The organism is Bradyrhizobium sp. ORS 86 (assembly GCF_045571475.1).
In the GTDB taxonomy this organism is placed as follows: domain Bacteria; phylum Pseudomonadota; class Alphaproteobacteria; order Rhizobiales; family Xanthobacteraceae; genus Bradyrhizobium.
This window is the reverse complement of the sequence record NZ_CP120699.1, coordinates 5762056-5788022: the sequence shown is the minus strand read 5'-3', so window position 1 is coordinate 5788022 and position 25967 is coordinate 5762056. Positions and strand designations below refer to the sequence as shown.

Below are 25967 nucleotides of genomic sequence, written 5' to 3'. Positions count from 1 at the left end.
CGCCAGCACCATGCCGCCTTTCCAGTAGGCGTAAGCGTCGGGTAGTGGGAGGCGCAATATGGAAGCATTGTTGGAGCGCGAGTTCTGGATTGTCATGACGTTCGGCCTTTCGCCCCTGGTGATTGCCACCGCCGTCTTCACCTACCTGAGTTGGTAGGCAGCTCGCCTCTGCTGCGGTCACCCGCCCCACACGACAGCTTCGGTCCACCCCAGTTCGGCGAACTCTCTTGCCCTGAGCGGCGCTTCGCCGGCGGCAAAGAACTCGTCGAGTTGCGGCGGTGCGACGCTCGTTGCGGAGAGCATGGCGTGGGCCTGGCCGCGATGATGGATCGCGTGCTGAAAGAGATGCATCAGCAGACGGTCGCGCCGCTCGATCTGGATCGTGGTGTCGCGATTGATCCGGGCGACATCGCTTAGCCGGCCCGGCGTCAACGCATCGCAGACGGCAATCAGGCGCTGATCGATCGCGCGCTGCGCTGGCTTGAGCTCCGCGACCGACGGGCAGGGGACTTCGTTCGCCCAGGCCTTTGGCCCGAGCCAGCCGCCCTCCAGCGCGTCGACGTAGAAGAGATCGATGACGTAGATGTGGTTCAGCGTCCGCTGCAGGCTCGGGAAGAAGCCGGTCCGCTCGGCGGCAAACTCGGTCTGACTGAGCCGAGCGCACGCAGTCAGAAGGCGGTGGTTGGCCCACGCGTTGTTGTAAGCGAAGGCGCGATAGGTCTGAACAAGATCGGCCGGCATGTCGGTCCTCACCGGATCGGGGTGACGCCGGCGGGTTTTAGCATGCATGGCAGCGAAAAACGCGCGCGTTGCGGTCGCAGCCCCCACCATCGCTGCGCCCTGTTCAAGAGAGGCGAAACGAAGGGCAGAGCTCGGACAAATCCTGTCGCGAGAGCGCGATGCGGTGTCCTCATCACAACTGTCGTCGCCCGCGAAGGCGGGCGATCCGGTATTCCAGAGGCAGCGGTGGTTGATCCGAGAGGCCGCAGCGTACTGGATCCCCCGCATGCGCGGGGGATGACGGCGGAGCGATGGGTTGCGTCGCGGAGCTTGTCATCGGGGGCACGCTCGCCCGACCCGTTGGCTCCTCGCAATGACGGCCGGAGACATCGCGCGAGAACTATCCCCACCGTCGTCCCGGCGAAGGCCGGGACCCATTACCCCGAATGTTCATTATTGCACGACGCTCGGCGCCTCGATCCCGCTCATCAGCAGGCGCGCTGGTTCAGGGTCCCGGCCCCCCGTGCCCAACTGCGCACCCGGCCGGGACGACGAACCGAGACGATCGGCTACCCCGCCAGCACCGCGTCGGCGGCATTCACGGCGTCTGCACCGTCGGTCACCGTTCGTTCCAGCGACGGCGCCTGCACGGCGATGTTCTCGGCGAAGAAGCGTGCCAGCGCGATGTAGCGCTGCGGCTCGGCTTCGGCGTTGGACTTCGCGGCCAGAGCTTCGCCGGCCAGCATGCAGCCGCCGAGGGTGGCGCCGAACAGCCGGAGATAGGGCGTTGCGCCGGCGAGCGCGTCATTCGGCGCGGCCGCGAGCCGCTCGAGCAGCCATTTGCTGGTGCGCTCGAGCGCGGCATGCGCGTCGCGCAGCTTTGCGCCTGTCGTGCCGAACGCCGGATCGTTGGAGGCCTCGACCTGCTTGATCACAGCGGCGAGTTCATCGAGCAGCGCCCACACCGAGGCGCCACCATTGGCGCCGAGCTTGCGGGTGACGAGGTCGATCGACTGGATGCCGTTGGTGCCCTCGTAGATCGAGGTGATGCGGGCGTCGCGATAGTGCTGCGCCGCGCCGGTCTCCTCGATGAAGCCCATGCCGCCATGGATCTGGACGCCGAGATAGGCGACCTCGTTGCCGATGTCGGTGGAGAACGCCTTCGCGATCGGCGTCAGCAGCGCGCCGCGCGCGGCGGCGTCAGCGCGCACCTTCGCGTCCTTGGCGCGCACGGAGATGTCGAGCGCCACCGCGGTGGCGTAGCAGATCGAGCGGGCGGCGGCCGTCATGCTGCGCATCTGCATCAGCATGCGCTTGATGTCGGGATGCACGATGATCGGATCCATCCCGTCGCCCTTGCGGCCGACGGCTTTGCCCTGGCGCCGCTCCTGCGCGTAGGCCAGCGCCTGCTGGTAGGCGCGATCGGCGATGCCGACGCCCTCGAGGCCGACGCCGAGCCGCGCCTGGTTCATCATCGTGAACATGCAGCGCATGCCCTGATTTTCCTCGCCGATCAGGTAGCCGATCGCGCCGCCCTTGTCGCCCATGGTCATGGTGCAGGTCGGCGAAGCGTGGATACCGAGCTTGTGCTCGACGCCGGAGGCATAGATGTCGTTACGCTCACCCAGCGAGCCGTCGGCGTTGACCAGGAATTTGGGCACCAGAAACAGCGAAATGCCCTTCGTGCCGGCCGGCGCATCGGGCAAGCGTGCGAGCACGAAATGCACGATGTTGTCGGTCATGTCGTGTTCGCCGTAGGTGATGAAGATCTTGGTGCCCTTGATGCGGTAGGTGCCGTCTGCCGTCCGCTCGGCGCGGGTGCGCAGCGCGCCGACATCGGAGCCGGCGTTGGGCTCGGTGAGCTGCATCGTGCCGGTCCATTCGCCGCTGATCATCTTCGCCAGATAGATGCTCTTCAGCTCCTCGCTGCCATGGGCATCGAGGGCCTCGATCGCCGACAGCGTCAGCAGCGGGCAAAGGCCGAAGGCGATGTTCGATGCGCTCCAGATCTCGGTGCAGGCGGCGTTGATCGCCAGCGGCAGGCCCTGGCCGCCGAAGGCTTCCGGTCCCGACACTGCGTTCCAGCCTGCGGCGGTCCAGCGCTGATACGCGCCGGGCCAGCCGGGCGCGGTCGTGACCTTGCCGTTGTCGAGCTTGATGCCGTGCTCGTCGCCGACCCGGTTAAGCGGCGCCAGCACGTCGGAGGCGAACTTGCCGGCCTCCTCCAGCACAGCGGCGGTGATGTCGCCGTCGAAATCACCATAGTGGCCGGCCTTCACGGCGGCCGCGAGCCCCGCACCGTGATTGAGGGACAGCAGAATGTCGTTGATCGGGGCACGGTAGGTCATGGCGTTGCTCCAGGCGAGGCGTTTGGGATTTGTCTTCCCATGAAACCCGCCGCCTCTCAACTCTCCGAAGCCGGCCGGTTTCGGCCGTCGCGACGCCCTTTTAATATAGTGTCAGCGCAATCGTCCCACGGCTTTCGCGTGATTTCGGTCGGCGCCCTGTTGAAATGGCCGCGCTCACTCTATAGACCGGCGTTGCCCTCGATCGGCGCGTTGTTGGGGCGTAGCCAAGCGGTAAGGCAGCGGATTTTGATTCCGCCATTCGGAGGTTCGATCCCTCCCGCCCCAGCCAGACTTATCACGCTGAAAATACTCATGAAATCGGCTCGACTGGAAGCCGGTGCCCGGCTCGCCGACACACCCAGCGGCTTTGAGATGCCCTTCTGCGGGTGACGACCGTCGCGCGGTTGCCGATTCCCTGGGCCGTCGACAAGCGGGCACCCGGACCTACGCGCCGGAGGCCCGGACGGTTTCAGAGAAAGTCGCCGGGCGGCGAGGAAACCGCCGGTCGGAGAACGACGAGGTCTTCATGCCTTCCGCGCGGCATCTCTAAGCGGCGTGACCGAGGGTCTGCGAGGGATACTCACCGAACATCGCGCGGTAATATTGCGAGAAGCGGCCGAGTTCGGAGAAGCCTTGCTGAAGTGCGACATCCGTGACCGTGGTGTCTCTTGGGCCGCTGTCGCGCAGAATGGAGTGAATCGCGCAGAGCCGTTTGTGACGCAGGAATGTCACCGGCCCGATGCCGAATACTTCGTGGAAAGCGCGATGCAGGCTGCGCCGTGACAGGCGAAGCACCGAACAGATCTCCGAGACATGGACCGGCCGAATTCCCGCCTCCTGCAGATAGTCCTCGACGTCTCGAACCAGTTTCATCGCCGACGGCAGGTGGCCGAAATCGTCTGGCGGGAGCGAGGTCACGACCGTTGCGGTCAAGCAGTCGACGATCATGCGCTTCCAGAATTCCGCCGACGAACCGGTCAGCGCGCCGGGACGTCGCACGAGATGCGAGACGATTTGCGGCAACCTGTCCGCTGCGACCATGCCGATCGCATTGTTCGCGCGATAGTGGTTCTTCTCCCGCCAGGTTTCGGCATCGCTCAGCCGCGGCTCCCCGCCGAACACCGCGGGCAGTTCGGCCAAGTCGAAACGGATCGCGGCATAGGACGAGGCGCTCTGGAAAACCCCGTCGTGCTCGCAGGCCGGCGGGATCACGAGCACGTCTCCCGGCCGCATGTCGAACGCCCAATGCGTGACGCGGCTCCTGGCGCCGAGCAGCATTCCGATGATCAGCTTGTCGTCGGTCGCGATCCGCTGCGTGCGGATACCGACATTGAAGGTGCCGATGCTCAGCGAGAAATCGCCGATCCCGACATGGGACAGCCTGCCCCGCAGCTTGCCACGCTCGAGCTGCATGACATCGACATGCGAGCCTTTGACCGCCTGATGAAGCCCCTCGAAGCTGTCCAGCTCGCCCGTGCTGACCGACAGATGTTCGCCCATCTCTCCCGCCTGCAACCGCAACGCGATTATTCTAGCCGTCCAAAGGAGTCGAAATCAGCAGCAGGCTCGCCCCCTGCGACAACTTGTCGTGACTGCGTCAGCTCGGATGACAGAATCATGATCGGGAATAGCGAGTGCAGAATTTGACCTTGTTTTTCAGAGAAGACGACGCGCGGAGTCTTTGGTTGATTGATCCGAAACATCTTCCATTAAGGTTTGCGCTGCCGTCGTGGGAGATCGGCACAATTTCGCTTGAGGTTGGCAGGATGCCAGGACACAGCCTTAAAAATCGTAGGTCAGCGCGACCCTCATGCACGCCTTTTCGAGGCGGGTGTTGAGCGTGGCGAGCTTGGCTGCGAACTCGGCCAGCTCCTTTTCGCTGAACTCGTCGAAGACCAATTCCCTGAACGTGTCGTACTGCTCGGTGAGGCTCGCCAGGTGCTTCTTGGTCTTGTCGGTCAGCGACAGCCGGACCACCCGAGCATCCGATGGCGAGGGCGCGCGACACAGCAGCCCTTTCTGCTCGAGCATCTTCGACTGGGGGGTCACGAAGGAAGGATCGACGCGGAGCAGTTTCGACACCACGTTGACCGGCACACCGTCATTCTTGTCGAGGTCGGAGACCGCCATCAGGATCATCCATTGCGGGCCGGTGATGCCAAGCGTCTTCCCCCAGAGCTGGCGAACCTCTTCGAGGTGGGAGTTGATGGAGGAAATCTCGAGGGTGAAGCGTTTGATGATGTCGAGATTTTCTATGACGCGTTGACGCGTCGCATCCGTCCCTGTCGCTGACACAGCTTCCCCTTCCTCGTGCCCGGCACAGCTTTTCGCTGCTTTGATTCTTGTGACCCTTGTGGGCGGCTAGGATTGTTCACGCCAGACGGGTGCGGCGCAAGTGACCTTGAATGATTTGTGATACTTCTGCGACACCCAAGATTCTTTCGGTGCGACAAATTGTCGTTTGAAGGCAACGGGGTGTGGAGGGCGTTGCCATTGAGCCACAGTGTGACCTCATTCGTATAGCTGATTTTATAAACCATTTTGATTGGGAATTCAGCGCAGGCATATTGATCCCCGGCGGTAGGGGAATCTCGATCGTCCCGTTCGTTTGATCACTCATGTTCACCCTCTCCTGGGGAATTCATCTGGAGGCGTGAACGCGCTGAATGGTTTTGCGACATGCGGGGGATCTCGGGGCGCTCGCGGCCCGGACTCTCCGCATATGAGCAACTTGGAGGTTAATATGAAATTGGTGAAGAGCCTTATCCTGGGCTCGGCGGCTGCCCTCGTCGCAGTCGGCGGCGCTCAGGCGGCTGATCTTCCCGTCAAGGCCAAGGCGGTCGAGTACGTGAAGGTCTGCTCCCTGTACGGCCCCGGCTTCTACTACATCCCGGGCACCGACACCTGTATCAAGCTGGGCGGCTATCTGCGCGCCGACGTTCTGGCGAATACGAACTCGGTCGCCGGCCCGAACTACAACGGCGCCAACGGTGCCAACAACCGCTTCACGAACGGCTACACATGGCGTTCGCGTGAAGACCTGAACATCGATACGCGCACCGCGACCGAGTACGGCGTGGTCCGCACCTATTTCGACGCGGTGTTCACCTGGACCTCGGACACCTATGCCGGGCTCGGCAACGGCGCGACCGTTTACGCCCCGATCGGCACGTCCGCCGGAACGGGTAACTCCACTGCTGGCGGCGTCGCCACCGGTGCGCTCGGCGTCTACTACGCCTTCATCCAGTTCGCCGGCTTCACCATCGGTAAGGCGGTCTCGCAGTTCGCTGCTCCTTGGACCGGTTATCCGGGCAACAACTTCGACGGTCTCGTCGGTGGCGCCAACACCACCACCGGTGTGAACCAGTTCACCTACACCGCGCAGTTCGGCAACGGCGTGTCGCTGTCGCTGTCGGCCCAGGATCAGACCCAGTACTCGCAGGCTGGCGTGAACAACATCAGCGCCGGCGGTGCGTTCGGTGCCAGCGACTATGCCGGCACGGTTGCGCCGGACTTGATCGCGTCGCTCAAGGTCGATCAGGCCTGGGGTCTGTTCCAGGCGTCGTTCGCGGCGCATGACAACCACGCGGCCTACTACGGCGGCACCGAGGTGAGCGGTCATCCGGATGACAAGTGGGGCTGGGCTGGTGCGCTGGCTCTGTCGATCAAGAACATCCCGACCGGACCTGGTGACGTGATCAACATCCAGGGCGTGTACACGGATGGTGCGACCCGTTACAACATCCAGGACCTCGCCAGCCAGGCGGGCGCGATCGCCATCTACGGCGGCTCGAACCTGCCCGGCGTCTACGGCAGCGTCGGCTTCGGCACGGCACCCGACACGGTGTTCATTGCCGGCGGTCAGCAGCAGACCATCAAGACCTGGGGTATGCGCGGTGCGTATACTCACAACTGGGATCCCTACTGGAACACCAGCCTCTACGGTGCTTATGCCGCGGTCATGTACAACGACACGGCTAAGTCCTACATCTGCGGCGTTGGTGGCGTGGGCGGCTCGTTCCGCACCGCGTTCGGCGCTGGCGTGACCACCTGCAACCCGGACTACAACCTGGCGCAGATCGGTGTGATCACCCGGTGGACCCCGGTCAAGAACCTGACCTTCTCGGCCGACGTGACCTACTCCCACCTCGATCAGAAGTTCGCGGGCGTGGTCACCACGTCCTCGACCGCGATCGCCAAGCCGCTCGCGACCTACGAGCTGAAGGATCAGGATACTGTGATGCTGCTCCTTCGCGCTCAGCGCAACTGGTAAGGTCGGTTGATCTGATCACGATGTAACAAGAACCCCGGCAGGAAACTGCCGGGGTTTTTGCCAAAGATGAGAGACCGTTGCGGTCTACGCTAAACGAAGATTAGCCATGCGATTCATCTGCGGTCGAATTCATTTACTTAGCTGACTTACTAAAATATATAAGCAGCGGCCAACATATGAATGCTGGCTCTTAGCTTCGTGCTAAGCCTCCCAAACCTCCGGCAATGCCCTGCCGGAGGTTTTTGATTCTGCTCCTTGGAACGACGAACAAGCGCTTCTCAGAGACCAGCATCGGTCACCGAACTTCCAGCTCCTTGATCGCCTCAGCCGAAATCTCTGCGGGATCGTCGATGCCGGCTTGCGCAACCTTGATGATTGCTTTTGCGATCATCTCCGTAAGCGGATCGTCGCCGTCCTTGACGCAGAGCGTTTGTAGCGTTTGCCGGTAAGCCGTCATGATACGGCTGATTTCTTTCGGCTTCATCTCGCGGATCTGCAAATGCAGGTAGATCGACACGTTCTCACCTCCCAAGCCCATGCAGGTGATCGTACCACCGGCAGCCGTTCACTGGTTGCGAAGCGATGAGAGCGCGAAAGTCGGCGCTGCGGTGGCACCGGATCAATGACGAACTCGCAAACGATGGTGACCCCCTCGCGTTGCGATTCAGCAGGCAAGTGGCGGGTCACGATCCGTTCTCAGATCCCATAGTCTAGCGACGACTCCTTGAGGTTGACTATGCAAATCGTGCCAGACTTCGGGCTTTGCGATCGTCTTCGGTCAAAACGGCCTCAACGTCTTTGATGTCGGAAATCTGCTCTTGCGAAGAAGAATCGAGATGGCTTCAGAGTCCAGTGACGTTGGCGGCCAAACTGGTTGGCCAGGTGTTCCGTCGATGCGCGATGGTCGATAATAGGTGCTGGCGAAATATCATCACCCGGATGCCGCGTTCCTGTCACATCGGGTCCATGATCGGGTGCACTAATTGGCACGTCAAGGGATCGAAGGGCGCGGCGGATGTACCCGGCCCGATGATCTCCAGTGGCCCCAGCGTCCGACAGACGCTGGGGCCGTTGCTTTTAGGCATGTTCATCTGCGCCGATGTTGGCACCTGAATGCGCGGCGGAAATCACACTTCGGCCCGAGGTGACTTGGCCGTGACGCTTCGACGAATTTGCCTGGAGGTGGTTCGTGGCGTTGCATCAAACGCGATACCTGGACTCTTCCTGTCCGTCGCTTCACGGCATATTTGGTAGCCCGCCGTTCAGGCGGTCTATTCATTTGCCGCCTTTGCAGAGGCGGAGAAAATATCGCGAACTCGTTCACCTCGAGATGCCTCGAGACGATCTGTTCTAAATTCAGCCAATATGTCTCTGCCGGACCGTCGAATTGCCGCGTCTACGACTCTTGCGTGGGTTCCTCCTGGTGCGACGCGCCGCCTCCCGCACCGCGTTGACCTCTCTTCGCAAGGACCCGAGGGAGCTCTCCCACTCGCTGGGCGGTGTCTTGTCCGGACATGTGACGCGAGGTGTGAACATGTTCGTACCTTGACGCGCTCGCCGTTGGACCAATGCTGGGCAATGTGAGAAGCGGGTTCAAGCCATGGAGAACCTCCGCTCGATCGTGGCCCGCTTCCCGCGTCGCGAACTTGATATTCGGCGTCGCTTCATTCGTGACGAGCAGTTTAGAGGGATTTGCGCGGACTATGAGGAGACGATGCGAGCACTCCGCCACTGGCAACCAGCGGCCAGCGAGGGAGATCCCGAAGGAAGTCGAAACGCCGCGCATCGCGAACAGGTTGTCGCGGAATTGAAACAGGAGGCCTTGGCCCATCTGAACGAGCCATACTTGGCTGGGCTCTCCGTCCAATGCTTGTCGCCGACTGCAACGAACTCAAGCAAACGATCCGACGCAGATGCGGCATCGAGCCAGGCCCCGTCGCGCGACAACAAATCAAATCACTCAGGTCTCAGCGCATTCCAGGCTGAACTAAAGCTCTGGCCGGTGCCGCAACGCGCTCCGCCAACCGCGAACTTGAACTTGACCTCCCAACCGCGACCATCTTGGCGGATGATGTGCACCGCCGACCATCCAAACCCGCCAACCTCACGTTTCCACTCGCGCAGCATTAGAATCAATTCTTTCTCTTCGATATTCAGCGCCATTCTCGGCATCATCACCACCATCACCGCGCACCGCCGGCTGCACCGGAACCCTCGCCAAAGCCAAAAGCCACCGTCGACGTGGCAACACGCTTAGGTGTAAATAATCAACCATACCACCGTGAGCAGAGCAAGTTTGGCAAGCGCGCATGGGCTGAGATCAAATCAGGCGATTTGCTGCGTGAGGTACACAAGAGAAGGAAGCGATCGCGGGCGAGACGAATTGCAAAGCGCGACTGGCCGGAACAGCCGGCGTCGCGTGAGCCGTAGTAGGGTTGACGCTTTGGCGCAGCGCCGCCACAACCCGGTTGGTTTTGCGGAAAGTTTGTCCCCTGAACGAATGGCTCAAGATCGTGCGTTGCGCAGGCAGAACGCTGGTACGGTTCCCCGGCAATGGAGGCCGCCGCATGGGGCTGGGGGCCGTGAGGGATGCGCCAAACCGCCATGCCGAGGAAAGCTAGCCTTGAACCGGATCGGGTGCACCGGCAATGGCTTTCATGGTTTTGGTTGTGCATCAATTGTGATGCAACGGAGGCAAGTCGTCGCCCGATGGACAGCATCAACTTCATCGTCGAAGCTATGTGATGCGAGCGCGAGGGCACTCTTGCCGACCGAGTGCATTGGCAAAACCCGTAGGAGGGCGGTTGTCTCTTGGCGGGCCTTTCTTGCAAGCTCGGCCGGCGCGTCAAATTGATGCAACGGGGAACTCGGCACGATCTGCCCTTGCCTCAAACACTGGTTGTGCTTTGTTATCATGGCTACCTTCGTCGATTTTACTCCTCCCAAGTCGACCGACAGGTGGTGCAAGCGGCCCCGGCGTCAATCTCGATCCCGCCGGGGCCGTCGCAGGGGCGGCGACTATCGCCGCTTGATCTCGCGAACGGAGCGCGCAGCGTGGTGCGGTCCGCAACAGACTTTTGCGCGAGCTCGACAAGTTGCCGCCGTAGCATGCGTGCGCTGTGTTATGGCGACCGGTGACTTGGTCGCAGACCGTTGCGCTTCATTTGAATCAGGACAGACCCAGCGATACGGCCATCGTCGATCAATCGCTAGTGAATCGCGATGGCACCGTCACCGATCAAGAGCGATCGCCAACTTCGGTTGCACCTGCACGATCATCGCGCTGCCTCAGGTATGAGGTTGAGATCGAATGGCGGCTAGAAGCGCCTGGCCTTTCGCGGTCAAAACCATGGGGACTTGAGTTTGATGCTCGTTCGCGGGTTCAACTTCGACCAAGTCCTCGCGGAATAAGCGCCACAATACCTTGCTGCCGGCCGGGCCGGTGATTGTCCAAACCGAGCCTGTGCTGGTCCGTATCCACGTGCGGCCGCTTCGAGCCCCTTGAGTTGCGCTTTGCTGAGACGCGTGATCGTGCGCTCCATCTCTGTGACGGAATGGCTGACCTCAGTGGATGGCTTCTCTTGCGTCGAAGGTGCAAGATCAGGGTTTCCAGCACGTCCGGGCGAAATAACTCGGATTGGTGCGCCTTATTTGTTGGCTAGCGCCAACTTCAGCGGCTGCGATCCGGCCTATCGGCCGCTGCTGTGCACGGTTCCGTGCATGAGTCGGCGGTATTGTATGGCCGCTATGTCGCTCAGATATCGGCACTTTCTCTGGAAAGCCGAGCCCGAAGATCGGAATCAGCGCGGCTCGATCGGACGCAAGTTTGCGTGCGCTCCCTTGTATTATGTGTCCTGCGCGCCGTTCCCCAGGGTGCTGCCCAAGGCTTGCGACGATCCATCCCGTCTCAGATATTATCTTTAAATATCAAAGACTTGCGTAATTGCCGCAGTTCAAAAGTCCGTGATATTTGTGCAACATCTGCCCGAAAACAGCCGCAACTGATCCGAAACCGAGCGGTCTTTTGTTGCGTGATCGGGGGGCTTCTGTCTCATATGGAACTACGACGGAGGGGGGCATCCCGAGGTCGTCCCGTTTTAGGTGGTTCGCTTAAGTCCCTCGCGTTCATGCGGGTGTGTCCGAAGGCGCGAAGCGACTGAGCGGGGATTAAGGGACAAGGGAACCAACCTGAGGGTGTTCTACCCGGCGGATCCGGAACCTTCCCTGAGATAGAGCAACTTGGAGGTTTAACATGAAGATGGTTAAGAGCCTTATCCTCGGCTCGGCGGCGGCTCTGGTCGCGGTCGGCGGAGCTCAGGCGGCTGACCTTCCCGTCAAGGCCAAGGCCATTGAATACGTGAAGGTCTGCTCCCTGTATGGTCCCGGGTTCTACTACATTCCGGGCACCGACACCTGTATCAAGCTGGGCGGCTACCTGCGCGGCGACGTCGTGATCAACACGAACTCGGACCACACCGGCAACACCTCGGGCGCTGGTGGTGCGAACAACCGGTTCACCAACGGCTATACCTGGCGCTCTCGTGAAGACCTGAACATCGATACGCGCACCGCGACCGAATACGGCGTGGTCCGCACCTTCTTCGATGCCACCTTCACCTGGACGTCGGACACCTATGCGGGTCTCGGCAACGGCGCGACCGTGTACGCCCCGATCGGCACGTCCGCCGGAACGGGTAACGCCACTTCTGGCGGCGTCGCCACCGGTGCGCTCGGCGTCTACTACGCCTTCATCCAGTTCGCGGGTTTCACCATCGGTAAGGCGGTCTCGCAGTTCTCGGCTCCGTGGACCAACTATCCGGGCAACAGCTACGACGGTCTCGTCGGCGGCGGCGGCACGGTCACTGGTGTGAACCAGTTCACTTACACTGCGCAGTTCGGCAACGGCGTGTCGCTGTCTCTGTCGGCTCAGGATCAGACCCAGTACTATCAGGCTGGTGTGCAGAATCTGGCCGTTCTGACGTCGCCCTACGGTGCGTCGGACTATGCCGGCACGGTTGCTCCTGATCTCGTCGCGATGCTGCGCGTCGATCAGGCTTGGGGTCTGTTCCAGGCGTCGTTTGCGGCGCATGACAACCATGCGGCCTACTACGGCGGCACCGAGTTGACCGGTCATCCGGACGACAAGTGGGGCTGGGCTGGTCAGTTGGCCTTGTCGATCAAGAACATCCCGACCGGACCTGGCGACACCATCAACTTGCAGGGCGTCTACACGGATGGTGCGACCCGCTACAACATCCAGGACCTTGCTGGTTCGGCTGGTGCCAACACCATCTTCGGCGGCACGGGTATCCCTGGTGCCTACCAGAGCATCGGCTTCGGCGTTGCGCCGGACACCGTGTTCGTCACCGGTGGGCAGCAGCAGACGATCAAGACCTGGGGCGTCCGCGGCGCGTATGTCCACAACTGGAGCCCGAACTGGAACACCAGCATCTACGGTGCCTGGGCTCAGGTTAACTACAACAGCACGGCCAAGGGCTACATCTGCGGCCCGGCCGGCAACGGTGTGGGTGGCACGTTCGGCGTTCTGTTCGGCACCGCAGGTCTGACCTCCTGCAACCCCGACTACAACATTGCGCAGCTCGGTACGCAGACCCAGTGGACCCCGGTGAAGAACCTGACCTTCTCGGCCGACTTCACCTACACCCATCTGGATCAGAACTATGCCGGTACCATCGCTTTCCCCGGCACTGCGTCGATCGGCAAGCCGGCTGCCGTGTACGAGCTGAAGGACCAGAACACCTACATGCTTCTGCTCCGCGCTCAGCGTAACTGGTAATACCGGTTGATCTGATCAGGATCTAACAGAGCCCCCGGTGGAAACGCCGGGGGTTTTGCTTTTGAGTGCTGACGATAGTGAGTCACGACGCCAGCATGTCGCGGACCATCGGCACCACCCTGCGGCCGTAGAGCTCGATGCTCTTCATCAGCTTCTCGTGCGGCAGCGGCCCCGCCGAATATTTCAACTGGAAGCGCGCCAGGCCGAGAGCTTTCACTGTGGCCGCGATCTTGCGTGCGACGGTTTCCGGACCGCCGACATAGAGCGATCCGTGATCGGCCTCCGCTACGAACTCGTCGCGCCCCATCGGCGGCCAGCCGCGCTCCTTGCCGATCCGGTCGCGCATGATCTTGTAGTCGGGCCACAGCTCTTCCCTGGCCTGGGCGTCGGTCTCGGCGACGTAACCCGGCGAGTGCACGCCGATCGGCTTCGGCTCGCGGCCGAATTGCCGGTAGGCGCGCTGGTGCAACTCGACATAGGGCGCAAAGCGCTTTGGATCGCCGCCGATGATGGCGAGCATCAGCGGCAGGTCGTAGTGCGCCGCGCGCACCACCGATTCGGGGCTGCCGCCGACACCGATCCAGGTCTTCAGCCGACCGTGCTCGACCGGCGGATAGACCGATTGATTGTTGAGCGGCGGACGCAGCTTGCCCTGCCAGGTCACCGGCTCCTGCTTCAGGAGTTCGGTGAACAGATCGAGCTTCTCCTCGAACAACTCGTTGTATTGCCGTAGGTCGAAGCCGAACAGCGGAAACGACTCGGTGAAGGAGCCGCGGCCGAGAATCACTTCGGCGCGGCCGTTCGAGACCGCGTCGACCGTCGCAAAGCGCTGGAACACCCGGATCGGGTCGTCCGAGCTCAGCACGGTCACCGCCGAGCCGAGCCGGATGGTCCTGGTGCGCGCGGCAATCGCCGCCAACACGGTTTCGGGCGAGGAGATTGCGAAGTCGGCCCGGTGATGCTCGCCGAGCCCGATGAAGTCGATCCCGAGTTCGTCGGCGAGCACAGCTTCGTCGACGACGTTGCGGATCACCTGACCATGCGGCAGCGGCTCTCCGGCAGCGTCCTTGGTGACGTCGCCGAACGTATCGAGCCCAAATTCGAGGGAGGTGGTCATCTGTCAATCCAGTTGTCGGCGCGGCGGGCATTCGCCACGCACCGCCCATCCGTACGAGTCGGGAGGTCCGCCTGCGGCAACCTGTCCGCAAGTCCGTGCGCGATGGCGGCTTGGGTTGGGATGGCAAGCAACTAGTGGCTGTTCGCAGCCGGACAAGGCTGTGCCGCGAAACGCTGGGTTTCCGTCGGAAAGGCAGGGCGCTGTCAGAACGACTCCGCCCATGGTCGCAGATCGAGCTCCAGCGTCCAGGCGCTACGATGCTGGTGATGCAGCACCCAATAGGCATCCGCGATGGCCGCGATGTTGAGCAGCCCGTCCGGTCCGCGATCATCTTTCAACTGCGGCCGCACGCTGAGCAGGCGATCACCCTCGATGCCGCCATCGATCACGACGTGACCGACATGGATGCCCTGCGGGCCGAACTCGCGCGCCACGCTCTGTGCCAGCGCGCGGAGTGCGGCCTTGGCTGCGGCGAATGGCGCGTAGTTGGCCTTGCCGCGCAGCGAGCCGCTTGCACCGGTAAACACCAGCGTGCCGCCGCCGCGCTTCAGCAGAGCTGGGATCGTGGCCTGCGCCAACTGGAAGCCGCCGAGCGCATGCTCGCGCCAATGTTCCTCGAAGCGCTGCTCGCTGACCTTGAGGAACGGCGCCGGCCGATTGGACCCCGCGTTGTGAACGGCCATGGCGAGCGGGGCGAGCTGCTCTGCCACCTCGACGAAGCGCCCAACATCCGCCGCGCTGGACGCATCGCCGACGACATGGGCGACCTCCGCGCCGGTCGCAGCGAGCTCGGCTGCGGTCGCCGCCAACTTGTCGGCATTGCGGCCCGCGATCGCAACCGGATAACCGCCGGCGGCAAAGCGTCGCGCAATCGCGGCGCCGAGCCCGTTTGACGCACCAACGCCTGCGATGAGAACGCTGCCCTGCATCGCCGTGGACCCAGGGATGGATCGATCGTTCATTGCTCACTCCACCGACACCGCCCGCGACGCGGGCCAATTCATTCGTCCGACGCCATGGCAATGATTCCGTCGCGCACCGTGCGCAGTACGGCATCGGACCGCTTCTGATCCGTGACCACCCGAGAGATCGCGAGCGCACCGACCATCGCACTGACGGCGATCGTCGCGCGGGTATCGTCGTCGTCGCCGAACGCCTCGGCGACCCCGGCGATGAACGCCTCTATATGCGGCTCCATCACCGCGCGGCACGCTTCGTCCGCGCGGCCGACGTCCGAAATCAATGCGGCGATCGCACAGCCGGACTTGCGGGTGTCGCGATGTGTGCGGCTGAGATAGCTCCGGGCCATCGAACTCAGGCTGACCCGTGTGTCGGGATCGCGCGATGCGCGGGCCGCGGCCTCACCGGCGGCCAATGCCTGTTCCAGGGCGGCGGCGATCAACTCGGAGCGGGACGCGAAATGACCGTAGAAGCCGCCATGCGTGAGATTCACTTTCTGCATCAGGCCGCCGATGCTCACGGCGTCCAGTCCCTTGTCGCGGATCTGTGTCGCGGCCTCGTTCAGTATCCGCTCGCGGCTCCTGGCCTTATCTGCCCGGGAATGCCCCATCGTCTTCCTCGGCAATTTGACTCTGCATTTGAATTATGCCCATCATATATCAGGATGACAAGCATCATGCAGAATTTGATGGGTCACAAGAACGGGAGGAGCCGATGCCTGGCAGCGCGAGCGAAGGGCGGGTCCGTTACGAACGACACGACCGGATCCTGAAGATCGTCATCGATAACCCCGCGAAGAAGAACGCGTTCAGCCCGGAGATGATGGCGGAGCTGTCGGATGCGCTCACGCTGCTCGATCATGACGACAGTCTCTGGGTCGGCGTGCTCTGCGCAGCCGGCGACAATTTCACCGCCGGCCTGGACATGCCGAAATTCTTCGGTCCGACCGCAACGCGCAAGCCGTTGCCGGAAGGCAATGTCGATCCGTTCGGGCTCTCGAAGCGATGCCGGAAGCCGATCGTCACCGCGGTGCAGGGCATCGTGTTCACTGTCGGCATCGAGATGATGCTGGCGGGCGACATCGTTGTCGCCGCCGATGACTGCCGCTTCTGCCAGATGGAGGCAAAGCGCGGGATCGCGCCGCTCGCGGGCGCGCATTTCCGCTACATCAGCCGTGCAGGGTGGGGTGATGCGATGTATCACCTGCTGCTGTGCGACGAATTCTCGGCTGCCGAAGCACATCGGATCGGCCTGGTGCAGGAAGTCGTACCGGCGGGGCAGCAGGTCGAGCGCGCGATGGTGCTCGCAGAGATCATCGCGCGGAACGCACCGCTCGGGATCCAGGTGACGAAGGAAGCGGGCCGCAAGTTCATCGAGGCCGGCGAGCAGGCCGCGATCGCGATCATTCCGCAGATCCGCGAGCGCGTGCTCAACACCGCCGATGCGGCCGAGGGCATCAGGTCGTTCGTCGAGCGCCGCGCCGCAACCTTCCAGGGCCGCTAGCCGCGTTCACGATACGTGCCTGGCAAAGTCTGGTTGTGGCAATCATGTCGCAACCACTGCGTTTCGATCATGACGGCGCTGCGACGACTCTTGTCGGGATTCGTCGAATCAGGGAGATTCGACTCCAATACTTGAATTCTACTGCATCCTGCTTTGGCTCAAGCGTCCGGTCTGGAATCGCATGACAAACGCACGTGTAATTGTCGTAGGAAACAACAAGGGTGGCTCGGGCAAATCGACAATTGCCATGCATGTCGCCATCGCGCTGATCAAGGCAGGTCAGCGCGTCGCAACCATCGATCTCGACAACAAGCAGAAGTCGCTGACGCACTACATCGATAACCGGCGTGACTGGGCGCGAGAAACCTCGCTCGAGCTCGGGGTCCCCACGCATATGTGCTTCGAGACGGTGAACGGAAGGACCAGTGAGGTCGAGACGCTCGGGCGCAGCGCGCTTGGCGAAATCGTCGAGCGGCTCAGCCGGTCGCATGATTTCGTCGTCGTCGACTGTCCCGGTCACGATACTTACCTGACATCGTTCATGCATTCCCTGGCGAATACGCTGATCACGCCGCTGAACGACAGCTTCCTCGATTTCGATGTGCTCGGCACTATCGACCCTAATGACTTCAAGGTGACCGGCATCAGCCATTATTCGAAGATGGTGGAGGAGGCGCGGCGCGAGCGCAGTACGCATGATCAGCCGGCATTCGAATGGGTGGTGCTGCGCAATCGCCTGTCCATGCTCGGCTCGCGCAACAAGCGCCTGGTCGGGGATGCCTTGGGAGAGCTGTCGAAGACGTTGAACTTCCGTCTGGTCGATGGCTTGGCCGAGCGTGTGATCTTCCGCGAATTCTATCCGCGCGGACTGACGGCGATCGACGACATCAGCCAGCTCGGGCCCGGCGCGCGTCCAACGATGTCGCACGTCACCGCGCGGCTCGAGATGGAGCGGCTGATGACCGCCATCATGCTCGGCCATCTCATTGCGCGTCCGCCTGAGACATCCGAGGCCGACCGCAGCGCCGCGTGAGGCATCCGGTCGCTACGAACAGGTCGCATTGCCAGCCCCGGCAACGACCAAGAACGTGATCGTTGCCGGCGCGAATTTGATCGTTCCTGCCGTGGTCGCTTCGCCGGTGAGCGGCGGGAGCTGGTCCGAGGCATCCAGCGCCAGCGTTGTTCGATTGAGCCGAACCGAGCCATCGGCGAGCTTGTCGCTTGCCAGCGTATAGCGCTGCGCGGCGGTCGGCAGCATCAGCTCGCCCGGTTTGTCGCGGTCGTTGTTGATGACGAGCAGGGCGATGCCGCCCGGCGTGTCGCGCGCGCAATGGGCGTAGACGTGGAAACCGGGGCGCGCTGCGATGCCGGGATCCAGCACGGTCGTTCCCATCAATCGTCGCCAGAGCAGTGCGGCCCAATAGTTCGGCCGCGGCAAATGGGTTTGCTCGTCGAGCAGCCCATAATCGCTTGCGGCGAGCGTGTTGTGGATCACGACCCGAACGCCGGCCTTCGCGAGCCGTCCGAGCTGATCGAGGTAGCGGAACGTATCGGCGAAGGTAGCCGCCCAGCGGTTGCCGCCGCATGCCGTCTCTCCGGTCTCGGTCAACCAGATCGGCTTGCCCGCTGCGAAGCGATGGCGCAGCGCCTCGTAGACGGCGAGCGTCCTGTCGGTACTTGCCAGCCATTCCTCTGACAATGCCGCCTCGGGCGTGCGATCGCCGCCGCATCGGGCCGAGACCGCACCATAGTGATGATACGAAATCGCATCGACGCGTGGTGCCACGGCGGCGAACAGCGACGCGGCGTCCGCGCCGGTGCCGGCCGCGCCCGGGCCGAGGATCGTGACGTCAGGCGCGGTGCTCTTCATGAAAGCGCGGAACGTCGCGAAGTCCCGGCCGTAAGCCGCAACATCGTAGCCGCGAGGCGCGCCGCCGATCGCGGGAAGATCGGGCTCGTTCATGAATTCGGCCGCGGCGAGATGTCCACCGACGGATTGCGTGAAAGTGAGGAGGTGCCCGGCCTGCTCCGAGGCCCAACGCCCGCCGGCGTCGCGCGTGCCGGCGCTGATTGCAAATGATGTGACAACCGGCGCGTCGACGGCGTGGGAAAAGTCAATGACGTCGCGCCACTGCTGGCGTGTAAGAACGCCCTTGAAGCCTGCGGGCAGCGCGGATGGCGGGCTGTCGGTATCTGCAAAGAACGTGCTGTTGGCCCAGGTGCCGCTGACGCGAAGATAGGCGGGAGCCAGCGCCGCAGCGAGCCTGCGCAGCCTGCCATCGTGAAGATCGATCGGCGCACGTGCCGCGAACCTGTCGTCCCTTGTAGCGCCGGCTTGGGCGTTGGATGCATAGGGCTTCCAGAACCGTCCGCCGGTTACCTCGACCATCTCGATGTTGTAGGATTGGAAGCGCGGGTCAATGGTCGCAACGCGCGGCATGGTCGCGACATTGAGCGTCGGCTCGGCCGCGGGCGCCTGTGTGCAGGCGAAGATCGCTGCCACCGTGCACGCGAAGCGTCGGAGCGATTGGGTTCGGCCGTGCACGGGCAAGGGTCCTCGCGGCGTCCTGAACTTCGGTTTGTGTCAGGATGCCGCCGAGGTGAGACGGAATCAACGCGAGGCTTGGTCTTGCGGCTCGTCCGCGATGCGATCCCAGAGCGCGCGGATCATGTCCTTCATGACGAGCGCGTCCTGCCAGCGGTCGGAGAGTTCCCGGCCGTCAGGCCCCGTGATGGCATAGGGCGGAGGACCGAGCTCACAGAGAAAAGTCAGCGTTGCATCGGGGCCGGCGCGCTTCCGCCAGGAGCGGATGGCGTAGTCCCACCAGCCCATGAACAGGGAAACCCAGCCCTGATGTTGCGGAAAGCCGAGCGAGATCTGCACCTGCTCGCGGCTTGCAATGCGGCCGTGGATGCCCCAGGCATTGTCGAGGATGCGATGGATCAGCGCGTGGTTGACATCGTCGACCGGCCAGGCGAATTCGCGGCCGACCAGATAGTGTGACAAGTCGGCGGTCAGCCGCAGGTCGGGAAAGCAGTCGAGCAGGTCGAGCATGAAGAACAGATCGGTCGTCATGCGGTCGCGATGGGTTTCGACGTGCACCGCAACGCCCGCCTGCTCGGCAAGCCGCCGCCAGCCTTCGAGCAGCGGAATGCAATCCGCAAGCCGCCGTGGACGCACATCCGCCTGCAGATTGACGTGATCGGCGCCGAGCTGCGCAACCAGCTCGAGCACCGGCTTCAGCTCGTCGACTGTCTTCGGATAGCACTGCGCTTGCCAGATCATGCCGTGCGCGCGAAGGAAGCTCGTGACCTCATGCGCGAAGGCCCGATCGATGAAGCGCACGCCGGCGCCGTCGAAGCCGGCATCGCGGATCATCGCGAGCTGGGTCTCGAGCCGCCACTCCGGCTCGTCGGCCAGCCGCCGTTCCATCGCCCAGAGCGACTGCAGGACACGAAGCTGCTGCGTCACGGCTCAGGCCCGGGCCGGAATCGCCGCGGGCAACTCCTCGCGCGCGGTGTCGTCGGCCGAGATGCTTTCCTGATAGGTCTCGGGCCCGATCCAGATCGCGACCACCGTGCAGGCGGAGAGGAACATGGCGTAGCAGGCGACCGGCCACCAGGTGCCGTAGGCCGCTACCAGCGCAGTGGCGACGAACGGCGCCGGACCGCCCGACAGCAGCGAGCCGAGTTCACGTGCGAAGGCGAAGCCGGCGAAGCGGCGCTGCGGCGGGAACAGTTCGGCGAAGTAGGCGGCCTGTGGTCCGAACATCGCGGCGGTCACGACGGCGCGTGCCAGGATGAAAGCGAGCGCAATCATGATCCAGCTCTTGGTGCCGACCATCCAGAAGAACGGGAAGGCCAGCGCCACGCCCGCCACTGCGCCGAACATGTAGACCGGCCGCCGCCCAATCCGGTCGGACAAAGCGGCGAAGCCGAGGATCGCGAACAGCTCGATCGTGAAGGCGAGCATCAGCGCGCTGAGCGCTTCCGATTTCGGCACGCCCAGGGTGGTGATGACGTAGCTCAGGCCGAACACCGGAAAGAAATAGCCAAGCCCGTTCTCGGCCATTCGCGCGCCGAGCACGACGAGGAAGTTGCGCGGATGACGCCGCAGCGCTTCCATTGCCGGATTGCTCTCGACCTTGCCGCGTTCGACCACGGCTTCGGTATAGACCGGCGTCTCGGTCACGCGCATGCGGACGAAAATGCCGACGACGATCAGCAGGAAGCTTGCGAGGAATGGCAGGCGCCAGCCCCAGCTCATCAGGTCCTCGCGCGGCAGCATCGTCACCAGCGCGAACGCGCCGGCGGCGAGCAGATTGCCAACGGAGACACCGAGCGGCGCAAAGCCGCCCCAGAAGCCGCGGTGTCTCGGCGGAGCGTTCTCGACCAGATAGATTACCGCGCCGCCATATTCGGCGCCGGCGCCGAGGCCCTGAATCACGCGCATCGCCACCAGCAAGAGCGGCGCCCAGATCCCGACCTGCGCATAGGTCGGCAGAAAGCCGATCGCGGTGGTGCCGATGCCGATCATCAGCAGCGTCGCGACCAGCACCGGCTTGCGGCCGTAGCGATCGCCGAGGATGCCGAACAAGAGGCCGCCGAGCGGCCGCACCACGAAACCGACGCCGAAGGTGAGGAACGACAACAGCGTGCCGACGATGGGATCACTCTTCGGAAAGAACAGCTCGCCGAACACCAGCGCAGCGGCGGTGCCGTAGAGGAAGAAGTCGTACCATTCGAGCGCGGAGCCGACGCTTGCGGCCAGAATCACACGCAGGCGCGATTTGCTGGCGCCATCTGCCATCTTGGTCATTCGTTTCCCCGTTCTGTGTGTTCTTATGATCGTTTTGTTTGAGCATGATCTCTTCGGAAAACCGGTATCCACTTTTCCGGATCATGCTCGAGAAAGCGGCAATGCCCGCAGCGTTGCCGCGGGCATCGTCATCGGTCTTAGGCGGCGCGGGTGAAGTAGGATTTCTTCGACGCCGATTGGGTTTCATAGATCGATCCCTGCCGCTTCGCCGGCGGCAGCGGCATTCGCACCGGCACATCGGTGAGCCGCGGGGAGACCACCGGAGGACCGGCGAGCAACCGGCTGTTGAACTCGTCGAAGTCCTTCACCCCCATCAGCGGCCAGGCGTCGCTGGCGGCCACTTCGTAGAGCAAGAGATTGCGCGGCTTGCTCGAGGTGTTGGTCGCCGAGCCGTGCAGCGCGCGCACATGGTGGAACGACATGCTGCCGGCCTTGCCCATACAGGGCACCGCGCGCTTGATGTCGTCCTGGATCAGGTCGGGATCGATCAGGCCGGCGAAGCAACCGTCATCGCCATGATGGTCCCACATGGTGCTGCCGGTGTGTGATCCCGGCGTCACCAGCATCGGACCGTTCTCGAGATCGCAATCGTCGAGCAGCACACCGATCGCCAGGATGTCGTCATTGGTGTGCGGATAGAATGCCCAGTCCTGGTGCCACTCGACCGGCGAGCCGTATTGCGCCGACTTCATGTTGAGCTTGGAGCCGTGCAGGCGGAGCCCGGGGCCGATCAGCTTGGTGAGGATCGAGATCACGGCCGGGCTGCGGACGATCTCGTCGAAGATCGGATGCACCTTGTGCGGCGCCTTGATGCGGCGGACGCGGGGAGTTTCGCGAGTATGACCCGGCTCGAGGTCGTAGACGTCGGTGTGCTCGGTGACGTCAGCGGCGCCGGCGACCAGCTCTGCGAGCACCGCGCGCACCCGCCCGAGGGTCTCCTGGTCGAGCACCTCGGGGACCACGATCACCCCGTCGCGCTTGTAGGCCTGAACCAGTTCGTCCGAAATCATGCCGTTTCTCCCTTTCCTGTCTCTATGTTAGCGCTAACATATAGGCATGTTAGCGCTAACATCATGGCTTGGCAACCCGGAATCGGGCAGGGTTGGGCCATGAACTCCGAACAGACCGATCCCGAGGTCGCTCCGGCCGATGCCGCGCCCACGCTTTCGGCGGTCGCCAAGCGCGCCGGTGTCTCCTCGATCACGGTGAGCCGCGTGGTGCGGATGCCCGATCTGGTCGCTCCTGAGACCCGAGCACGGGTCGAGCAGGCGATGCGCGAGCTCGGCTATGTCCCGAACCTGGTCGCGGGCGCGCTGGCGAGCGCGCGAACCAATTCGATCGGCGTGCTGGTGCCGACGATCGCCAACTCGATCTTCGCCGACACGGTGCAGGGACTATCCGACAAGCTCGAGCCGCTCGGCTTTTCGGTTATCCTGGCGCAGTCGCGCTATGACGCGGCGCGCGAGGACCGCATGCTCGCAGCGCTGCTGTCGCGGCGGCCGGAAGCGATCATCATGGTCGGTTCGCCGGCGACGGAGGAAGGCAGCCGCCTGCTGCGCAATGCGCGCATTCCGATTGTCGAGACCTGGGATTTGCCGGCAACGCCGATCGATGCGGTCGCGGGCTTCGACAATTACCAGGCCGGCGTGGCCGTCGCGAAACATCTGGTCGCGCGGGGACGCAAGCAACTCGCGTTTATCGGCGGCGACGATCCGCGCGCGACGCGGCGTTGGCTCGGCTTCAGGGACGAGATCCTGGCGAGCGGCCTAGCGGAGCCGCGCCGGCTGATCCTCGATCGCAACGCCTCTGGCAGTGTCGCAGCGCATGCGCGCCTACCTGATGTCGATGCGGTGTTCGCCGCCAACGATGCGCACGCGATTGGCTTCATGGCGGGCTTGCGCAAGGCAAGGCTGTTGCGCGACGGGCCGGCGTCGGAGCAACCGGTTGCCGTCATCGGTCTCGGCGATCTCGAAATGGGCCGGCTGATCTCACCGGCGCTGAGCACCATCAGCGTGCATGGCGACGCGATCGGCCGCACCGCGGCAACGCTGACGCTGGAGCGCGGTGGCGAGCGTCGCATCGACCTCGGTTTCGAGCTGGTGCTGCGCGACAGCGGCTAGAGCGGGATGAGTTTGGGTGGAATCGACTCGCCGCGGCTTCGGTCGACCTCTCCCCGTCGGGGAGAGGTCGGATTGCATCGTCAGATGCAATCCGGGTGAGGGCCCTTGCGCTCTCGATAGACCATAACCCCTCACCCGATTTGCTGCGCAAATCGACCTCTCCCAAGGGAGAGGTGACCTCCAACGCTGTTTCAGGTCAACCTAGTCGCGGGTGCCGCGTGACTGCAGGCCGCCACTTCTCTTCTCACCGTGCTGCGATGCCAGAGTCCACTTCGACCAGCAAGGCAATAAGGCCACGCAGAATGGCCGTCGGGCTTGGAGGACAGCCCGGAATGTGGAGATCGACTGGCACGACTGCCGAGACCCCACCAACCACCGCGTAGCTGCCGGCAAAGCATCCGCCGTCTCTGGCGCAATCGCCTACGGCGACAACCCACTTGGGATTGGGAGTCGCGTGATACGTGCGCTCCAGTGCTTCGCGCATGTTTGTCGTGACGGGACCGGTGACGAGCAGGACGTCGGCATGACGGGGCGAGGCGACGAACCGGATGCCGAACCGTTCGACGTCGTAATACGCGTTGTTCAGGGCGTGAATTTCCAGCTCGCAGCCGTTGCATGAGCCCGCGTCAACCTCTCGGATCGAGAGGCTACGGCCGAGGCGGCGTCTTGCGGCGTGGCCGACCAAGCCTGCGAGCTCCGCGAGCGCGGCGTCGTCAGGACGTGGCGCCTGTTCGGTCAGGGGCTGGCGAAGCAGGCTCTGAAACAGAAGTTTGCGCATGCTGCCTCGTCCTCAGAGATCCTGCCCGGAATAGGAACAGTTGAACGATTTGTTGCAGAGGGGAAAATCCGCCACGATGTTGCCTTCGATGGCGGCCTCCAGCAGCGGCCATTGAAACCATGACGGATCGCGCAGATGGCATCGCTCGACCCGGTCACCGCTCAGGCGCAGCCATGCCAGGATGTCGCCCCGGAAACCCTCGACGAGCGCCATGCCTTCGGAAGGCTCGGATGCGGCTTGCAACGGCACTTTGACCGGACCGGGTTCAAGCCCACCCATGATCTGATCCACGAGCGACAGGCTTTGCTCGACCTCGCGGATTCGAATCCAGACGCGGGCGTTGACGTCGCCGTCGTCGAGGACAGGGACCTCGAAGCGCAGCATGTCGTAGGGGTGATAGCCGGGCTTGCGGCGGGCATCAAAATTGCGGCCGCTCGCGCGCCCGACATAACCGCCGGCCGCGAATTGCCGGGCGAGCGCAGGATTGAGGCTGCCGGCACCGACAGTGCGATCTTGGAGCGAGGCGGTGTTGTCGTAAAGATCGACCAGCGCCGGGAAGTGCCGGCGGATCTCGCCGAGCGCTGTGCGGATCGCAGCCGGTCCGTCGCCCGCGATGTCGCGCGCCAAGCCGCCCGGGAGGACAATATCCCGCATCAGGCGGTGGCCGAACGCAGCGTCGGCGGCGCGCAGCACGCGCTCGCGCAGTACGCCGCAATGCGCGTGCATCAGCGCAAACGACGCATCATTGCAAATCGCGCCGATGTCGCCGAGATGATTGGCGAGGCGCTCGAGTTCGGCCATCAGCGCGCGCAACCACAGCGCGCGGCGCGGCACGGTGATCTGCAACGCGGCTTCGACGGCTTGCGCGAATGCGATCCCGTAGGCGACGGTGCTGTCGCCGGATATCCGGCCGGCGAGGCGTGCCGCCTGCTCGACGGTGCTCGCCGCCATCAGTCCTTCGACACCCTTGTGCGTGTACCCGAGTCGCTGCTCCAGGCGGACCACCGTCTCTCCGCTTGCGGTGAAGCGGAAATGCCCGGGCTCGATGATGCCGGCATGCACTGGGCCGACCGCAACCTGATGCAAGCCATCACCCTCGGCCGGAAGGAACGGATAGGGCGAAGCCTCCGGCGATGCATCGAGGCGTTTGCCCAGCGGGGCGCGCTTGTGCCAGCGGCCGTGATCGAGCCAGGGGCGGGCATCCGGTGTTCCCACAGCCTCCAGTCCGAACAGGTCGCGGATGGCGCGCTCCAGTCGAAGCGCCGGACGGTGGCAGGCCGCGACCGACGGATAGCGACGATCCGGACAATCCAGGCTGATCACGCCGATATCGGACGTGCTGTCGTCGAGGACGGCCATATTCACGCGTGATGGCTCGCCCCATAGCCCGAGCAGACTCAGGGTGCCATCCGCAAGGGCGCCGGCGGCGGAGAGCCAGATCTCATCGTCGACGACTGCACGCGCCCATGGATGGTGCCGTTCAACCTTGCAACCCGCCTGGATCAGATCGATCAGCGCCGGCATATGCTGTT

20 protein-coding genes and 1 tRNA gene are annotated in these 25967 nt (G+C 63.4%); 6 read left to right on the top strand and 15 right to left on the bottom strand.

Annotation, left to right across the window (positions count from 1 at the left end; genetic code table 11):
- Nucleotides 1–177: 177 nt before the first annotated feature.
- Entirely contained in the window at nucleotides 178–741 is a 564-nt protein-coding gene (locus P6U25_RS26670) for a DinB family protein (RefSeq protein WP_407147738.1), read from the bottom strand.
- 548 nt (nucleotides 742–1289) lie between these two features.
- On the bottom strand, nucleotides 1290–3068 hold the full coding sequence (locus P6U25_RS26665; protein ID WP_407147737.1) for an acyl-CoA dehydrogenase: 1779 nt from the start codon (nucleotides 3066–3068) through the stop codon (nucleotides 1290–1292).
- A gap of 214 nt (nucleotides 3069–3282) precedes the next feature.
- Between P6U25_RS26665 and P6U25_RS26660 the strand changes: the two genes are divergently transcribed.
- Nucleotides 3283–3357 (top strand) — tRNA-Gln (locus P6U25_RS26660).
- Between the two features lie 257 nt (nucleotides 3358–3614).
- On the opposite strand, the gene P6U25_RS26655 is transcribed toward P6U25_RS26660, so the two are convergent.
- Complete coding sequence (locus tag P6U25_RS26655; RefSeq protein ID WP_407147736.1) at nucleotides 3615–4568, bottom strand: AraC family transcriptional regulator; 954 nt, start codon at nucleotides 4566–4568, stop codon at nucleotides 3615–3617.
- Between the two features lie 282 nt (nucleotides 4569–4850).
- Entirely contained in the window at nucleotides 4851–5363 is a 513-nt protein-coding gene (locus tag P6U25_RS26650) for a MarR family winged helix-turn-helix transcriptional regulator (RefSeq protein WP_407147735.1), read from the bottom strand.
- Nucleotides 5364–5811: 448 nt separating this feature from the next.
- On the opposite strand from P6U25_RS26650, the gene P6U25_RS26645 reads away from it, so the two are divergent.
- On the top strand, nucleotides 5812–7341 hold the full coding sequence (locus P6U25_RS26645) for a porin (protein ID WP_407147734.1): 1530 nt from the start codon (nucleotides 5812–5814) through the stop codon (nucleotides 7339–7341).
- Nucleotides 7342–7636: 295 nt separating this feature from the next.
- Here P6U25_RS26645 and P6U25_RS26640 read toward each other — a convergent pair whose 3' ends face one another.
- Together P6U25_RS26640 and P6U25_RS26635 are read right to left on the bottom strand one after the other, a co-directional pair.
- Nucleotides 7637–7858 carry a hypothetical protein gene (locus P6U25_RS26640; RefSeq protein ID WP_407147733.1) on the bottom strand — a complete coding sequence of 74 codons (222 nt, stop codon included), beginning with the start codon at nucleotides 7856–7858 and terminating at the stop codon, nucleotides 7637–7639.
- 1439 nt (nucleotides 7859–9297) lie between these two features.
- Nucleotides 9298–9525: a hypothetical protein gene (locus P6U25_RS26635; RefSeq protein WP_407147732.1), complete on the bottom strand. Its 228-nt coding sequence runs from the start codon at nucleotides 9523–9525 to the stop codon at nucleotides 9298–9300.
- A 2068-nt stretch (nucleotides 9526–11593) separates the two neighbouring features.
- Between P6U25_RS26635 and P6U25_RS26630 the strand changes: the two genes are divergently transcribed.
- A complete protein-coding gene (locus P6U25_RS26630) occupies nucleotides 11594–13138 on the top strand; it encodes a porin (RefSeq protein ID WP_407147731.1) in 1545 nt (514 codons plus the stop codon).
- A gap of 82 nt (nucleotides 13139–13220) precedes the next feature.
- Here the strand turns inward: P6U25_RS26630 and P6U25_RS26625 are convergent, their stop codons facing one another.
- The 3 genes from P6U25_RS26625 to P6U25_RS26615 all read right to left on the bottom strand — a co-directional run bounded on the left by P6U25_RS26625 (nucleotide 13221) and on the right by P6U25_RS26615 (nucleotide 15840).
- Entirely contained in the window at nucleotides 13221–14255 is a 1035-nt protein-coding gene (locus tag P6U25_RS26625; protein WP_407147730.1) for an LLM class flavin-dependent oxidoreductase, read from the bottom strand.
- A 203-nt stretch (nucleotides 14256–14458) separates the two neighbouring features.
- Nucleotides 14459–15217, bottom strand: coding sequence for an SDR family NAD(P)-dependent oxidoreductase (locus P6U25_RS26620; RefSeq protein ID WP_407147729.1), 759 nt, complete (start codon nucleotides 15215–15217; stop codon nucleotides 14459–14461).
- Nucleotides 15218–15255: 38 nt separating this feature from the next.
- On the bottom strand, nucleotides 15256–15840 hold the full coding sequence (locus tag P6U25_RS26615) for a TetR/AcrR family transcriptional regulator (RefSeq protein WP_407147728.1): 585 nt from the start codon (nucleotides 15838–15840) through the stop codon (nucleotides 15256–15258).
- An 89-nt stretch (nucleotides 15841–15929) separates the two neighbouring features.
- On the opposite strand from P6U25_RS26615, the gene P6U25_RS26610 reads away from it, so the two are divergent.
- Both P6U25_RS26610 and P6U25_RS26605 read left to right on the top strand, forming a co-directional pair.
- On the top strand, nucleotides 15930–16718 hold the full coding sequence (locus P6U25_RS26610; RefSeq protein WP_407147727.1) for a crotonase/enoyl-CoA hydratase family protein: 789 nt from the start codon (nucleotides 15930–15932) through the stop codon (nucleotides 16716–16718).
- A gap of 247 nt (nucleotides 16719–16965) precedes the next feature.
- The gene (locus tag P6U25_RS26605; protein ID WP_407147726.1) at nucleotides 16966–17751 is read left to right on the top strand and encodes a division plane positioning ATPase MipZ; all 786 of its coding nucleotides are present in this window, start codon (nucleotides 16966–16968) and stop codon (nucleotides 17749–17751) included.
- Between the two features lie 12 nt (nucleotides 17752–17763).
- On the opposite strand, the gene P6U25_RS26600 is transcribed toward P6U25_RS26605, so the two are convergent.
- The 4 genes from P6U25_RS26600 to P6U25_RS26585 all read right to left on the bottom strand — a co-directional run bounded on the left by P6U25_RS26600 (nucleotide 17764) and on the right by P6U25_RS26585 (nucleotide 22547).
- Complete coding sequence (locus P6U25_RS26600) at nucleotides 17764–19221, bottom strand: hypothetical protein (RefSeq protein ID WP_407147725.1); 1458 nt, start codon at nucleotides 19219–19221, stop codon at nucleotides 17764–17766.
- A 108-nt stretch (nucleotides 19222–19329) separates the two neighbouring features.
- Complete coding sequence (locus tag P6U25_RS26595; protein WP_407147724.1) at nucleotides 19330–20190, bottom strand: sugar phosphate isomerase/epimerase family protein; 861 nt, start codon at nucleotides 20188–20190, stop codon at nucleotides 19330–19332.
- Nucleotides 20191–20193: 3 nt separating this feature from the next.
- A complete protein-coding gene (locus P6U25_RS26590) occupies nucleotides 20194–21537 on the bottom strand; it encodes an MFS transporter (RefSeq protein ID WP_407147723.1) in 1344 nt (447 codons plus the stop codon).
- Nucleotides 21538–21674: 137 nt separating this feature from the next.
- Nucleotides 21675–22547: a phytanoyl-CoA dioxygenase family protein gene (locus tag P6U25_RS26585; protein WP_407147722.1), complete on the bottom strand. Its 873-nt coding sequence runs from the start codon at nucleotides 22545–22547 to the stop codon at nucleotides 21675–21677.
- A gap of 99 nt (nucleotides 22548–22646) precedes the next feature.
- On the opposite strand from P6U25_RS26585, the gene P6U25_RS26580 reads away from it, so the two are divergent.
- Nucleotides 22647–23657 carry a LacI family DNA-binding transcriptional regulator gene (locus P6U25_RS26580; RefSeq protein ID WP_407147721.1) on the top strand — a complete coding sequence of 337 codons (1011 nt, stop codon included), beginning with the start codon at nucleotides 22647–22649 and terminating at the stop codon, nucleotides 23655–23657.
- Between the two features lie 244 nt (nucleotides 23658–23901).
- Here P6U25_RS26580 and P6U25_RS26575 read toward each other — a convergent pair whose 3' ends face one another.
- Both P6U25_RS26575 and P6U25_RS26570 read right to left on the bottom strand, forming a co-directional pair.
- Nucleotides 23902–24435, bottom strand: a complete 534-nt coding sequence (locus P6U25_RS26575) for an NADH-quinone oxidoreductase subunit B family protein (RefSeq protein WP_407147720.1) — start codon at nucleotides 24433–24435, stop codon at nucleotides 23902–23904.
- Nucleotides 24436–24447: 12 nt separating this feature from the next.
- Nucleotides 24448–25959 (bottom strand): NADH-quinone oxidoreductase subunit C, encoded by a 1512-nt coding sequence (locus P6U25_RS26570; RefSeq protein ID WP_407147719.1) that lies wholly within the window; start codon nucleotides 25957–25959, stop codon nucleotides 24448–24450.
- Between the last annotated feature and the right edge of the window lie 8 nt (nucleotides 25960–25967).